Origin of the sequence: uncultured Tyzzerella sp. (assembly GCF_963558545.1) — a bacterium.
Lineage (GTDB): Bacteria > Bacillota > Clostridia > Lachnospirales > CAG-274 > Tyzzerella.
The window spans coordinates 11912-27103 of record NZ_CAUWHO010000028.1; the positions used below are offsets into that span (position 1 = coordinate 11912).

Sequence of the window (15192 nt, forward strand, 5' to 3'; positions counted from 1 at the left end):
TATCTTGTTCCTATCTACGACATAAAATAATATCCAATACCTCTTTTAGTTATTATATATTTTGGCTTGCTAGCATCATCTTCTATCTTTTCCCTAAGCCTTCTTATTGTAACATCTACTGCTCTAACATCTCCATAATATTCATATCCCCATACTTGTGATAATAATGCCTCTCTTGTAAATATTTGATTTTTTTTAAGCACCAAAAATTTTAAAAGCTCAAACTCTCTTATAGTAAGGTTTATAGGCGTATCTCTTTTACAAACTTCATACCTGTCAAAATTTATTTTTATTTCTCCAAATACACCAATATTACCATTGTCTTCTTGCTGTTCTTCTTGTTTTGTAGATATTTTTCTTCTAAGATTTGCTTTTACACGAGCCATAAGCTCACGGTTGCTAAAAGGCTTTGTTACATAATCATCTGCACCTATTTCTAGCCCCAACACTTTGTCTACCTCGTCTGCACGTGCTGTAAGCATAATAATAGGTATATCACTTCTATCTCTTATCCTTCTACAAACTCCATATCCATCTATCTTAGGCATCATTATATCTAAAAGTATTAAGTCTGGATTTTCTTCTTCAAAAACTTTTATAGCCATTTCTCCATCTTCGGCACAAACAACATTATATCCCTCTTTTTTTAAGTTAAAAGCAATAATATTCATTATACTTTGCTCATCATCAACTACTAAAATTTTATTAGACACAAATACCCCTCCTAGCATTTTGTAATATTTTAAGTATTTTATTATTAAACGTTATTTTTATCCATTTTGTTCCATTATTTTAATAATAATATTTTTTTATTTTCTTCATCTATATTCATTTTCATATTATTTTCTTTTAAAATATTCTCTATTTTATAATAATCTTTACCGTTTATATTTATACTATCTTTTAAATATAAATCATTTAATTGTATTTTATTTAAATCAAAATAACTTTTATCTACAAAAAACTTATTATCTATTTTATAAGCTAGAATATTTAATTTATATTCTTGTATTATTTCTCTTTTATTATCTGCAAAAATAACTGTATCCAAAAAATTTTCATTATTTAAGGCTTTTGTATAAGCCTCTAATATCTTTTTATTATCTGTTACTAAATAATTTTGTTTATTAATTTTATCTGTTTTAAATGTATCATAATTTATATAGTTAACCATTTTTATTCTTTTATACTTACTAGGTATACGATTAAAATATCTATTAATCTCCTTTATTTTTTCATCTATATTATAATTATAAGATGTACTACCAAAATGTGATATAGCCACATTTAAAAAAATAGGCTTTTTAGTAGAATAGGTTTTATAAAAAAAGTCTAACTCTTTAAACATTATATCTAGCTTATTATTTTCATTTATATCCTCATATATATCAAGCCCCACCCAATCTACATAGCTATCTCCAGGGTAAAAATCTTTTAATTGATAAGAAAAATCTTTATCAATACTCCAAGCAATAGCAACATTAGGTGCATACATTTCAAAATATGTTTTTGCATCTTGTAAAAATTTTATATATTCTTGTCTTTTATCTGCAAAATAGTTGTTAGCTGGGTATATACTAATAAACATAGGTATTTGCAAACTACCAAAATCCTTTGCAACATTTTTTATAAGCATTTTATTAAATATATTTTTTTCATCTTTAGGTGGTAGTATAGTTATAAAAGGTGTTTTAAGGTTAGAATAGCAGTTTAATACCCAAGATAAAGGGTAGCTATCATCTAACCTTTGGCTATACATATATAGGCTAGGGTTTGTTTTAGTAAAATCTTTATATTCTTCTATAAAATCTCCATCTGTTTGCTCTGTAAAAACACCTAAATAACATTTTTCTTCTGGCTCATATTTTTTTAATATATATTTATCATTTTTATATATGTTGTATAATTCTATATTTTTATAGCTATTTTGACTATTTACAGCCACTATACTTTCCTCTGATATATTTTGGCTACACCCTACTAATATAAAGCTTAATACAATTATACATATCTTTTTCACAAACACACCTTCTTTTAAATATTTTCTTTTAAGTATGTGTTTAATGCTTCTAAATAATGTACATAAAATTTACCATTTTGTTTTATAATGTACTTTTTATCAAAATCTTTATATGGTATAGATTTTCTACCACCATTTTTTGCATCTTCCCAAAATTTTAATATTTTTTTAAAAGGTAAATAATAATACTCATCATACATTTTAAAATATACTAACATAAAGGCAATTCCCTCTTGCCTTTCAAAATCTTGCATAAAATCTACTTGATGTTGATGTATATTTTGTAAAGGCAAAAACCCTTTGCTTGTTTCTTTTGCATCAAAACATACTGGTATTCCTTGTACAACTCCCATATAATCAACTGTACTTTTTTCATTAAAATAAGCAAGTGTTATAGTTTTATTTTCATTATTTATTTTAACAGGAGTTATAGGAGTTGGTATCTTTTGGATTATTGCCAATTTTTTTTCCCTATATACGTCATTTGTAATATTTATAAATTCTTCTAATGTGCTACCTCTAAGCCCACGACTATTAAAATATGACATTTTTTTCACCTTTTACTGTTTAATTTTTCTATTGCCCATAAAGCATAGTTTTTTATGTCTTGTCTACTATCATTTTTTAATTTTTCTAGTATATTAATAGCATCTTTGCTATATTTATAATTAGCTAAAGATATTATAGCATTACGTTGTAATATTTTTTTGCCACGCCAACCACAAGCAGATTTTTTATAGGTATTTGCAAAATCTTTATTAGTCATATTTAAAATATGCTCTATATCAGGATAAAAAATATCTATATCAAAAATTTCTTCTTTGTAGGTATCTTTATTATATGGGCATACTCTTTGACAAATATCACAACCATATATTTGCCTATTAATAAGAGCTTTTTCTTTTTCTGTTTCTAGCTCCTTTTTTTGAGTAAGATAAGATATACACATTTTATAATCAAATCCATCTTCTAATATAGAACCACTAGGGCAAGCTATTATACATTTATTACAATCTTTACACAAATCTTCGTTATAAGTGCTAATGGTAGGTGTAAGCTCTATGTTAGTTACAATATATCCTATAAAAAATATAGACCCAAGTTTTTTATTAATAATGTTACCACTTTTGCCTATTTGCCCAAGTCCACATCTTTTAGCCACTTCTCTATCTACAAGAGGTCCTGTATCTACAAATACATCTCCCTCTATGTTAAGGCTATTTTTTATATGTTCAAGCTTGTCCTTTATTATTATGTGATAATCTATACCCATAGCACCTATAGATATTTTACCTCTTATTTTGTTATCTATATCCCCTATAAAAACTTTGTTATAGCTAAGCCCTAAAGCTATAATGCTTTTTGCATCTTCTCTTATAAGTTTAGGATTTATACGTTTTTCTATGTCTTTTTCTACAAAAGGTGTTTCTACCTTTTCCAGTATAGGTTTTATATCATAAAAAGGTTTTGCATTTCCTATGCCTATTATTGTATTTTCTTCTTCAAAAGAATATATTTTCTGTTCTATCGTCATTTCTTATTCCTTTAATTTATCTTTTAGTATAGTCCATATTTCTTCTTTTTCTAGTCCTCTTTTCCAAGCACCTGCACCTGCTATATCATATTCTAACACAAGGTCTAAGCGTTTATCTATGCTTGTTTCATCTTCTAGCCAAACTTTATATGTTTTATTACCTTCTTTAGCTTCTCCATAATTTTGTTTTGTTTCTTCATCAAAGATAAATGTTCCACCTTTTTCTTGTATAAAATCATAAGCACCTTGCATACTATAAGCTTTAGAGCTAAGCTTTATATTTCCATCTTCTAAAGTTTCTGTCCACACTCTACAATAAAATGGTATTCCTAGTATAAGTTTATTTTTAGGCACACCCTCTGCTAAAGTATCTTTTATAGCTGTTTCTGACCAAGACATAGATGCAACAGAGCCTGCCTTTTCAGAGCCTGCATAATGCTCATCATATCCCATTACTATAACATAATCTGCTATTTTTCCTACATCATTTCTGTTATAATGTGCTGTCCAAGGCTTAGGTACAAATAAATCTACCGTTAAAACTACACCTTGTTTTCTTAATGCTGGTGCAAGCTCTCTTAAAAACTGTATAAAGCTATCTCCATCTTCTTTAGGTACACTTTCAAAGTCTATATTTATTCCGTCTAAATTATATATAGAAACATAAGCTAATAATTGCTTTATAACATATTCTCTAGTTTCTGTTGAAGTTAAAATGCTATGAGATATTTTTTTATCAAAATTATCTGTTAGTAACCCCCACACTCTATAACCGTTTTCGTGTGCCCAATCTACATAACCCCTGTCTGCTATATTAACTATTTCACCTGTTTCATCTTTAAATGAAAACCACGTAGGGACTAATACATCTACACCATCGTGGTATTTTCTTCTATTTTTTGTGTTATTAGCCTCTACCTTGCTAATTTGGTCAAAAACAAGATTTATTTTACCGTCATAAATATTCCAATTAGGATTATTTTTATAATCATTTATATAATTATTTTTTATATCTTTATCTTTTATGTTAGTAATTAATTTGGTAGGTACAAAACCTATATATCCTCCTACATCTACTTTTGTATAACCATTTTCTTCATTTTCATAAAAATATACTTGGCTTCCCTTTTTTATTTTTTTTATGTATGGAGATTTAATATTTGGATTTTTTCTAAGCTTAACATTTTTAGATATAGTACCTGTTTTATAGTTTTCTTTATTTATACTTAATATTTTATTATTATAATAAACTTCTAGTTGGTAAATACTTTCTAAATATAACATTGACATATAAGCTACACCATCTATATTATATAAATATGCGTTTAACTTTAGAGGTTCTTCATTTACAAAATCTTCTAACTCTTCTGTTTTCATTCTTATAACATTTTTTTCATTTGTTATAGTAACAAAATTTTCTTTTTTATCCCAATAAATATATTTATCTATATATTCTTTTATAAAATCTACTGGTAAAAATACTTCATTGTTATATTCTATAGGAGGAGTTTTCATAGGTATATAATCAAACTGTACATTTACAACTATCTCATTAGGAGAAAGCTCTATACTTTCTCTATAATCAACTTTTTTAAAGCTAGGTAAATATACTTTAGCTAAAATCAAAATAGATAAAATTAATATAATTAAACAAAATATTTTTAATACTCTTTTTACAAATTTATTTTGCCTTATATAATTCATATATTTTCTTCCTTTCTACTTTAAATCCTTATAAATTATACGACAAAATTATTTAAAAGTATAAATTATTAGCTTAAAAGATATTTTTCTTGCTTAATGGTATTTAAAGTTTTTCCATCTGTAAAGTTTTCTTCTCTTCCTTTTAGTTCTTCTATAAGATATTTTTTAAGCTGTTCTATTCTTTCTTTACAATTTTCATCATTTATAAGATTTCTTTCTTCCATAGGGTCATTTTCTATATAAAAATATTGTTCTTCCCCTGTTTTATAATACCATATATATTTATCTTTTTTAGTAACTATAAAATGATTAGACTTATCAGCATAAGAATGCTCTCCGTGTAAATATTCTCTAACATCTTTTGTAGGGTCTTCCACTAAAGGTAACAAACTTTTACCATCTATATTTTGTGGTATATCGCCATCTACATAATCTATTAATGTTGGTAAAATATCTCTAAGCTCTACTAAGCTATTACACACACTATTTTTCACACATTTTAATACATTATATCCACCAGATATAACAAATGGTATGTGTGCAGAGCCTTCATAAGGTAAAGATTTTCTAAAAAGATTATGGTCCATTAAAAGCTCTCCGTGGTCTGATGTAAAAATAATAAGTGTATCATCATATAACTGACGTTCTTTAAGCTCTTGTAAAAGTCTACCTATTTGGTGGTCTAAATGTGTTATACACGCATAATACCCTATTTTTGCTTGTCTTATAAGCTCCTCATCATTAGGCGATATTTGGGATATAACATCTAAAGGTATATTTTTTATAATATCTTGGTCTACCCAATCTCCAATAGGTCTTTTTGGTAATTCTTTATCTTTATATAAATCAAAATAATAAGATGGTGCATCAAATGGTGGGTGCGGTCTAACATAAGATGCCATTAAGAAAAACGGCTTATCTCTATCACGTCTTCTTAAAAAATCTATACTTCTTGTAGACACCCAATTTGTAGGGTGATATTTTTCGTCATATATCCAAGGTCTAGCCACCCAGGAATTGCAGTCTATACCTGTATCTGTTGTATCTGCTTCTATACCAAGTTCATTTTTTAACCAATAATAATAATCATCTGCTAACTTTTGATTTTCATATGATGGTGTTGTTTCTTTTCTATAATAATGTAAATAACCATCGTGTAGCTCAACATTATGAAAACCTAGGCTATTTCTAAGCGGAGAAACGTGCATTTTACCTACGCATTGTGTATAATATCCTTGTTTAGCTAGTTCTTCTGGAAGTGTATTTTTGTATTCCCAAGCCACACCATCCATATACCCTATTCTCTTATGATTTTTAGGCGACAAGCCTGTAAATATAGTAGCTCTAGCTGGTATACAGCTAGGACAAGCAGAATATGCTTTATTAAATATAACACCTTCTCCTGCTAAAGTATCTATATGTGGAGTTTTTACCACTTTATCTCCCATAAATCCTAATGTGTCAAATCTCAATTGGTCTATTATTATTAACAATATATTAGGTTTTTTCATAATATCCCCTCCATTTTGATTTATACTAATAAAATTATTATTATTTTTCTAGTATATTACTATTTATACAATAAATCAATATATTTGTAATATAAAATAAGCCATATATAATAAAATTATTAATATAGCTTATAGGAGGTATGTTATGAAAATTTTTATAGACCCAGGACACGGGGGTAAAAACCCTGGAGCAATAGGACCTAATGGCCTACACGAAGCAGATGTAAATTTGGATATTGGTTTAAAGCTTGGTAGGATACTATCAAATTGGGGATATGAGGTAGATTATTCTAGAACAACAAACACAACCGTAACTCTATCTGAAAGAGCAAGATTAGCAAACCAATGGGGAGCAGATTATTTTGTAAGTATACATTGTAATTCTAATGTAAACCCAGAGGCAAATGGCACATCTACCTATTTTTATAGAAAAGGTATAATAGCCGAAAGCTTTGCATTAACAGTAAATAATAGCTTAATTAGACAAATAGAAAGAAAAGATTTAGGTATATTTTCTGCAAACTTTGCTGTGCTTCGCCTTACAAGAATGCCTGCAATATTAGTGGAAACTGCCTTTATTTCAAATCCTTATGAAGCTAACTTGCTAGCTACAAATACATTTAGACAAAATTGTGCTGTTGGTATAGCTAATGGTATAGCAGAGTTTACAACATAATAGCTAAATAAATAAAAAATAAAAACTAACCTAAAATATAAAGGTTAGTTTTTATTTATATCAATTAAGGTATGACTTATTTTTTTCAAATAAAAAGATAAGCAAGGTTAAAGTTTTATTTTTTATTTGAAAAAATTTAGGAATACCTGTTTTTAGATACAAAGTATCTAAAAAATTAATTTTTATTACATTATTAATTTTAAAATAAATAATATAGACAATATATACATTACTTTGCTAACTTCTTTACCTTTACCAGTTAAAAGCTTAAGAAATACATAACTTAAAAATCCAAATATTAACCCGTCTGCTATACTATAAGTAAAAGGCATCATTATTATAGTTATAAAAGCTGGCAACCCTTCTGTATAATCATTAAATTCTATATTAACAACATTTTCTATCATAAATAACCCTACAATAATAAGTGTAGGAGCAGTTGCAAATCCTGGTATAGCAATAAATATAGGGGAAAATACTAATGCTACTAAAAACAATAACCCTGTAACAGTTGATGTTAAGCCAGTTCTTCCTCCCTCTGCAACACCTGATGCACTTTCTACAAATGTAGTAGTAGTAGATGTACCAAGCATAGCACCTGCTGTTGTAGCAACTGCATCTGCTAAAAGAGCTTGTTTTAATTTTGGCAATCTACCGTTTTCATCTAAAAACTTAGCTTTTTCAGAAACACCTATAAGTGTACCTATTGTGTCAAACATATCTACAAATAAAAATGCAAATACAATAACAACAATATCTGTTATTTTTACTATATCAAAATCTATCCCTTTAATAGCTGAAAAAATATTAATATCTTTTATAGAAGGTGGTGCTGATATAAACCCTTGTGGTATTAGGCTAAATTGTCCTTGCTCTATATCTACCTGATATATCCCTGTAATTTGACAAACTATACCAAGCCCCCAAGTTATTAATATTCCCCAAAATAATGACCCTTTAACTTTTTTAATGGTTAAAACAGCTGTAATAATAACACCTAACATAGCTAAAACTGGTGCTACCGACTTTATATTACCTAATGCAACTGCTGTTGCCGGGTCTTTTATAACAATACCTGCATTTTGTAGCCCTATAAATGTTATAAACACCCCAAGACCTACACTAACTGCATTTTTAAGATTTTTAGGCACAGAATTAAAAATGGCTTCTCTAATATTAAAAAATGAAAATGCTAAAAATACTATACCCTCAATAAAAACTGCCAAAAGAGCTAATTGCCAACCATATTCATTAGCAACAGTATAAGCAAAATAAGCATTAAGTCCCATACCTGGTGCTAGTCCAAAAGGATAGTTAGCTAATAAAGCCATCATTATACACCCTAAAAATGCTGCTAATGCCGTTGCTGTAAACACAGCACCTTTATCCATACCTGTTGCACTTAAAATATTAGGATTTACAACTAAAATATACGCCATTGTCATAAAAATTGTAATACCCGCCAAAACTTCCGTAGAAACATTTGTTCCGTTTTCTTTAAGCTTGAATAAATTCATTTTTATATTCTCTCCTGTTATTATTTGTAATTTATACATTTATAAATATATATCAAGCTTTATAATGTTGTCAAGCTTTAAACATAATTTTATATAAATTTTATATAAACACTTTTTCATATGCAACCCTGTCAGAAAGATATTCTGTTTTTATTATTCCACAGTAAATAAAATTATTTTTTTCTATAAGTTTAATCATAGGTACATTTAATTTATGTGTATCTATTCTAAGGCTTTTAATATTGTTATCTACACAACATTTTTCGCTATACTTTATAATTTCATATGCTATGCCTTTTCTTTTATATTTATTGCTTATAGCAAGTCTATGTATAGTAGCATATATATCATTTGTTATCCAGTTACCTTCATATATATTTTTATAGCATTGGTCTTCTCCTATAATAAATACAAATGTAGCTATTATTTCTTTATTGTGTTCTACCACAAAGCTTACATTTTTATCTATGTCATTTTTTATTGTATCACTATTTGGATATTCTTCACTCCATTGAAATATCTTTTCATCTGCAAAGTATTTTTTTGCCTCATTTATTATTAACATTATTTTTTCTATATCTTCATATTTAGCCTGTCTAATCTTCATATTATCTCCTTATATTGTACATTTCATTAATTAAACATAAATAAGCTACCATATTGGTAGCCTACTTAATTGTATATTATATGTAAAAATTAATTTGTTAAAAAATCTGATAATTCTTTAACTGCTTCTTCTTCATCGTGTCCTTCTGCTAAAATAGTAACATCTTTTCCATCTAAACCACCAAGGGCAATAAGACCCATTATACTTTTTGCATTTACCTTCTTGTCATCTAACATAATTTTTATATTGCTTGTAAACTTACTAGCGGTTTGTACAATTAAAGCAACCTCTCTTGCTTCTATAGATGCTGTTATTTTTAAATTTTGTTCTTTCATCTTATTTTCCCCCTTAGGTTTTCTGCAATACTATTTATTTTTTTAAGCCTATGGTTTACACCAGACTTAGTTATTGTAGGATTTGTCATTTGGCTAAGCTCCTGAAGGCTTATATCTGGATTATTTAGCCTTAAAATAGCAATTTCTTTAAGTTGTTTTGGCAAATAATCTAACCCTACTGTGTTTTTAATAAATTCTATATTATCTTTTTGTTTAACACTAGCTGACACAATTTTATTAAGATTAGCCGTTTCGCAGTTTACAATCCTGTTAATATTATTTCTAACATCTTTAAATATTCTTATATTTTCAAGCTCTAACAAAGCTTTGTGAGCCTCTATAATATTTAACAGTTCAACTATTTGTTCGGCCTCCTTTATATAAACAATAAAATGCTCTTTTTTTTCTATTGCCTTAGCATCTATATCAAAAAAGTTAATTAACCTTTTAAGGTTTTGTGCTTGGCTATAGGTATTACACATAAATTCTAAATGGTAGTTTTTTTCTGGTGAGCAAATATAACCAGTACTTAAAAATGCTCCTCTAATGTATGCTCTTTTACAACACACACTATTTACAACTAAAGAGCTGTATAAGTCTTCTTCGTATGCATTTTTATTTATTATATTAAATATTTTATTTACTAATACCTCATCACATATAAAAATTTTATAAGATTTTCCGTTATCTGTATCAATGTTAATTTGTGTATCAAATATAAATTTTATAAGGTTTTTAAACTTATCTAATATAAATTTATTTTCTGATGATATACTAATAAACAAGGGATTATATCCTATATCTGCACAATAGTCAGTAATGGCAGATAGCTCTGCTATGGCACAATGCCTATTATTAATTATTGTATAAACTTCCTTTTTTACATTTAAAGAAAATGACATTTTAATCACCTTATTGTACTATACTACTTCTTACTATCTTTGTCAATATCTCTATGAGTAATAATACTACTATATTGTAATTTATTAAGTCCGTTATAAAGTTCATTAGCTAGTGTAACAGAACGATGCTTACCACCTGTACACCCAATAGCTATAACTAGCTGATTTTTACCTTCTTTTATATAGTTAGGTATTAAAAAATTTATCATATCTAAAAGCTTATTTAAAAATAATTTGCTTTCTTCATATTTCATAACATAATCGTGTACCAAAATGTCATTTCCTGTTAAAGGCTTAAGCTCATCTATATAAAAAGGATTAGGTAAAAACCTAACATCAAATACCAAGTCTGCATCGCTTGGTATACCATATTTAAACCCAAAAGATAAAACATTTATCATAAGGCTATCAAATTCCTTATTTTCTAAAAATATATCATTTATTTTTTGTTTTAACTGTCTTGATAAAATATGGCTTGTGTCTATTATATAGTCTGATTTTTTTCTTATGTTGCTTAAAAGTTCTCTTTCTCTAATAATGCCTGTTATAAGCCTTTCACCCTTTGCAAGAGGGTGTCTTCTTCTTGTTTCTTTATATCTTTTTAATAATACCTTATCAGAGCAATCTAAAAATAATATTTCAAATGAATTATTTTCATTTTTTATTTCAGATAAATAAGTAAAAAAGTCGTCAAATAATTTTCCACCTCTTATATCTATACCAATAGCAACTTTTTCTATTTCTGTACCTGGTTTATCACATAGCTCTGTAAACTTTGGTATTAAAGAGGGTGGTAAATTGTCTACACAAAAATATCCTATATCTTCAAAAAATTTTAAAACACTACTCTTACCTGCCCCAGACATACCTGTTAATATAACATATTTCATATTTTTCACCTATTTTTCACCTATAACACGTACTTCTTTTTCAAGATTTATATCAAATTTTTCTTTAACTTTAGTACAAGCAAAATCTGCCAATTTTAAAACATCTTCACAAGTAGCATTTCCGTTATTTATTATAAATCCACAATGTTTTTTTGATATACAAGCACCACCAATAGTTTTACCTGCAAGCCCTGCTTCCATTATTAGCTTACCTGCAAAATTGTTTAAAGGTCTTTTAAATGTACTACCTGCACTAGGATATTCTACTGGTTGCTTTTCATTTCTAGTTTTGTTATTTTGTTTCATCTTTTCTAAAATGTCTTCTTGTTTTCCATTTTCAAGCTCTATATAAACCTCTAATACTGTTAAGTTTTCTTTTAATATTTTGCTATTTCTATATTCAAATTCACACTCATTATTGCTTAAAACAACTATTTCATTATCTTTTAAAATAGTTACTTGTTTTATAACATCTTTAAGCTCACCACCATAAGCACCTGCGTTCATACAAACACCACCACCAATAGTACCTGGTATACCAGATGCAAATTCTAGCCCTTTTAAAGAATTATTGTATGCTTTTTTTGCTATGGCACTTAATGTTGCACCTGCTTGTGCCTTTATTATATTTTTATCTATTTCAATTTTGTTAAAATTTTTTAAAAGCTTTATAATAGCCCCTCTAAAACCCTTGTCAGAAACTAAAAGGTTGCTTCCATTACCAATTATATAGTAATCTATATTGTTTTCTTTACAAATTTTTATACACCCTAGTATTTGTTCTATTGTCTTTGGTAATAATAAAAAGTCTGCATTACCACCTATCTTAAAAGTAGTATGTTTTTTCATAGGTTCATCTTTAAAAATTTGTTCTCTATCTAAAATTTTTTCAAACATATTCAATATAAAGCTCCTCCAAGTCTAACAATATAATTTTAATATAAATTTATTTATTATAACAAGGTTTTATGCTTTACTAATCATAGCTGCTCCTATAATGCCTGCATCATTACCTAAAGTAGCTGGCACTATTTTTGTTTCAAACCCGTTACCATAAATCATTTTTTGGGCAATTTCCTCTATTGGTTTTGTAAGTAATTCACCTCTTGCAGATGCTCCACCACCAATAGATATTACCCCTGGTCTAAATATATTTACAATATTCACTATTCCTATAGCTAAATATGTATTAAATCTTTCTACAACTTTAGTAGCTACATCATCTTTTAAGTCATAGGCATCAAAAATATTTTTTGCATTAATTTCTTCAAAGCTATCTGCAAGTTCTAAAATTTTACTATTTTTTTCATTTTCTAAAATCTGTTTTGCATATTTTATCATAGCATTTGCAGAGCAAAATGTTTCTAAACAACCTTTTTGTCCACAACCACAATATGTTCCACCTGTATAGTCTACAATAATATGCCCTAACTCTCCTTCTCCTAAGTAGCTTCCTTTAGACATTTTACCATTTAATATAACTCCACCACCAACACCTGTTCCGATAGTAAACATTACTCCACTATCATATCCTTTCATACTTCCACATACAAACTCTGCTATTGTAGCACAGTTTGCATCATTTTCTAAATATACAGGTAAATCTAAATGTTTTTTCATTTCTTGTCCAATATTAGTGTTGTTAAAATTAATATTACTAGATGCAACTATAACTTTATTTTTACTATCTATAAGTCCTGGAGCACCTATGCCTATAGAATGTACATCTTTTATATCAATACCCTCTTCATTTATAAGCTCTAATGCAAGCATTGCCATAGATTTTACTATTTGGCTATCTTCTCTCTCTGGTAAAGTTGGTACAGATTTACTTTTTATTATTTTACCATCTTCTGTAACAATACCACCTTTTATAGTTGTTCCACCTAAATCAATCCCTATGTAGTACATATTTTTTACCTCCTAAAAGATGTATAATTAAATAATTAATTTTCCATATTTTTTATTATTCTTTCATTTAGTGCTTGAGCTGCGTTGTATCCCATTTTCTTTTGTCTTCTATTAACAGCTGCCGACTCACATATCATAGCAAGGTTACGTCCTGGCCTTATAGGTAAAGTTTGACATACAACTTCATTTCCTAGTATATCCATATATTCTTCATTAAGCCCTAGCCTATCATATTGTTTTCCTTTTTCCCAAGGCTCTAATTTTATTATAAGGTCTATTCCTTGTGTATCTTTTACAGATTGTACTCCAAACATCTGTTTTACATTTATTATTCCAATACCCCTAAGCTCTATAAAATACCTTATAATTTCAGGGCAACTTCCTACCAAAGTATTGTGAGAAACTTTTTTAATCTCTACAGCATCATCTGCCACAAGCCTATGACCTCTTTTTATTAATTCTAGTGCTGTTTCACTTTTACCAACACCACTTTCACCTATTATAAGTACACCCTCTCCATATATATCCACTAAAACACCGTGCATAGTAACTCTAGGTGCAAGCTGTACTCTCAGCCACCTTATAACTTCACTTTCAAATTCTGATGTAGAATCTTTTGTTTGAAATACAGGTATACTATGTTTTATAGCAGCATCTAATAATTCTTGCGGTGGTTGCAACTCTCTACAAAGAACTATACAAGGAACTTTATAAGAACATATTTTTTCAAATATCTCTTGTTTTTCCTTATTTGGTAATGTAGCTATATAAGAATGTTCTACAAGTCCTATTATTTGTATTCTTTCTGATGAAAAATATTCAAAAAACCCTGCTAATTGTAACGCTGGTCTATTTACTTCTGGATGGCATAAAATCTTTCCAGAGAAATCTACATTAGGAGTAAGATTTTTTAACTCATATTCTTTAACTAACTGTTCTATTTTTACAGAATACATATTTTTTCTCCTTAAAATCAACTTTGTTTAATAGTTTTTTTAATAAAAAATCCTCCATATTCAAGCTCTATTTTTCTAGTCCCCTCTTTGTCTGTAATAAATATCTCACATTCCTCTACAAGAGATATTCTAAGTTTTTTAGTTAAATTGTTCTCAAGTTGCTTTAATATTACTAAAACATCTCCATCTTTTAGTATCTCTTCAGATGATATATTTATTACAAAATCATCTTTTACAACATTAATTTTTATGTGTACATTTTTAAATTCTTGCACTTCTTCATCAAAATATACATAATCTGTTACAAAATTGTCCATATCCATCACCTCAAAAATAATTTATATTAATAATAATATAACAAATTTATTTTTTTTTCAATATTAATATTAGTGCATAGTATATTTTATGTAAAAATATACTATGCACTAATATACTTTTGTTTAACTTTATACTATATATCTAAAAACTTTATTTTTTAACTGATGATAATGTTTTTAATATTTTCTTTACCTGCAATTTACCTTATGTGTAATAGTATATAAAATTTATTATTATATAATAATATTATTGTAGATTTATTTTTTAAATTAATGTAATTTAAAGTTGACTTTTTACCATTAAGGTTATAA

At 27.6% G+C, this 15192-nt stretch carries 16 protein-coding genes; 1 reads left to right on the plus strand and 15 read right to left on the minus strand.

All coding sequences use genetic code 11. The annotated features are described in order from the left end of the window. Nucleotides 1-14: 14 nt before the first annotated feature. The 6 genes from yycF to R5Z65_RS05905 all read right to left on the minus strand — a co-directional run bounded on the left by yycF (nt 15) and on the right by R5Z65_RS05905 (nt 6769). Nucleotides 15-713 carry a response regulator YycF gene (yycF, locus tag R5Z65_RS05880; RefSeq protein WP_317367766.1) on the minus strand — a complete coding sequence of 233 codons (699 nt, stop codon included), beginning with the start codon at nt 711-713 and terminating at the stop codon, nt 15-17. A 74-nt stretch (nt 714-787) separates the two neighbouring features. Then, nucleotides 788-2020 (minus strand): glycosyl hydrolase, encoded by a 1233-nt coding sequence (locus R5Z65_RS05885; protein ID WP_317367768.1) that lies wholly within the window; start codon nt 2018-2020, stop codon nt 788-790. 14 nt (nt 2021-2034) lie between these two features. Then, nucleotides 2035-2568, minus strand: a complete 534-nt coding sequence (locus R5Z65_RS05890; RefSeq protein WP_317367770.1) for a Holliday junction resolvase RecU — start codon at nt 2566-2568, stop codon at nt 2035-2037. Nucleotides 2569-2573: 5 nt separating this feature from the next. Further along, nucleotides 2574-3554, minus strand: a complete 981-nt coding sequence (queG, locus tag R5Z65_RS05895) for a tRNA epoxyqueuosine(34) reductase QueG (RefSeq protein WP_317367771.1) — start codon at nt 3552-3554, stop codon at nt 2574-2576. Between the two features lie 3 nt (nt 3555-3557). Beyond that, nucleotides 3558-5258 (minus strand): glycosyl hydrolase family 18 protein, encoded by a 1701-nt coding sequence (locus tag R5Z65_RS05900; RefSeq protein ID WP_317367772.1) that lies wholly within the window; start codon nt 5256-5258, stop codon nt 3558-3560. Nucleotides 5259-5326: 68 nt separating this feature from the next. Further along, nucleotides 5327-6769 (minus strand): arylsulfatase, encoded by a 1443-nt coding sequence (locus R5Z65_RS05905; RefSeq protein ID WP_317367774.1) that lies wholly within the window; start codon nt 6767-6769, stop codon nt 5327-5329. A 145-nt stretch (nt 6770-6914) separates the two neighbouring features. Between R5Z65_RS05905 and R5Z65_RS05910 the strand changes: the two genes are divergently transcribed. Beyond that, a complete protein-coding gene (locus R5Z65_RS05910) occupies nt 6915-7445 on the plus strand; it encodes an N-acetylmuramoyl-L-alanine amidase (protein WP_317367776.1) in 531 nt (176 codons plus the stop codon). Nucleotides 7446-7630: 185 nt separating this feature from the next. Here the strand turns inward: R5Z65_RS05910 and R5Z65_RS05915 are convergent, their stop codons facing one another. The 9 genes from R5Z65_RS05915 to R5Z65_RS05955 form a co-directional block, all read right to left on the minus strand. Then, nucleotides 7631-8962, minus strand: coding sequence for an NCS2 family permease (locus R5Z65_RS05915; protein WP_317367779.1), 1332 nt, complete (start codon nt 8960-8962; stop codon nt 7631-7633). Nucleotides 8963-9062: 100 nt separating this feature from the next. Then, nucleotides 9063-9569 carry a GNAT family N-acetyltransferase gene (locus R5Z65_RS05920; RefSeq protein ID WP_317367780.1) on the minus strand — a complete coding sequence of 169 codons (507 nt, stop codon included), beginning with the start codon at nt 9567-9569 and terminating at the stop codon, nt 9063-9065. Nucleotides 9570-9658: 89 nt separating this feature from the next. Next, nucleotides 9659-9904: an HPr family phosphocarrier protein gene (locus R5Z65_RS05925; protein WP_317367782.1), complete on the minus strand. Its 246-nt coding sequence runs from the start codon at nt 9902-9904 to the stop codon at nt 9659-9661. Then, the gene (gene whiA, locus R5Z65_RS05930; RefSeq protein ID WP_317367784.1) at nt 9901-10806 is read right to left on the minus strand and encodes a DNA-binding protein WhiA; all 906 of its coding nucleotides are present in this window, start codon (nt 10804-10806) and stop codon (nt 9901-9903) included. Before whiA ends, R5Z65_RS05925 begins: the two co-directional genes overlap by 4 nt. A gap of 23 nt (nt 10807-10829) precedes the next feature. Further along, entirely contained in the window at nt 10830-11696 is an 867-nt protein-coding gene (gene rapZ / locus R5Z65_RS05935; protein ID WP_317367786.1) for an RNase adapter RapZ, read from the minus strand. Between the two features lie 9 nt (nt 11697-11705). After that, nucleotides 11706-12593, minus strand: a complete 888-nt coding sequence (gene murB / locus R5Z65_RS05940; protein WP_317367795.1) for a UDP-N-acetylmuramate dehydrogenase — start codon at nt 12591-12593, stop codon at nt 11706-11708. A gap of 69 nt (nt 12594-12662) precedes the next feature. Beyond that, entirely contained in the window at nt 12663-13607 is a 945-nt protein-coding gene (locus tag R5Z65_RS05945; protein WP_317367789.1) for an ROK family protein, read from the minus strand. 35 nt (nt 13608-13642) lie between these two features. Continuing rightward, the gene (hprK, locus tag R5Z65_RS05950; RefSeq protein ID WP_317367792.1) at nt 13643-14563 is read right to left on the minus strand and encodes an HPr(Ser) kinase/phosphatase; all 921 of its coding nucleotides are present in this window, start codon (nt 14561-14563) and stop codon (nt 13643-13645) included. A gap of 17 nt (nt 14564-14580) precedes the next feature. Continuing rightward, entirely contained in the window at nt 14581-14880 is a 300-nt protein-coding gene (locus tag R5Z65_RS05955) for a hypothetical protein (RefSeq protein ID WP_317367794.1), read from the minus strand. Nucleotides 14881-15192 lie beyond the last annotated feature (312 nt).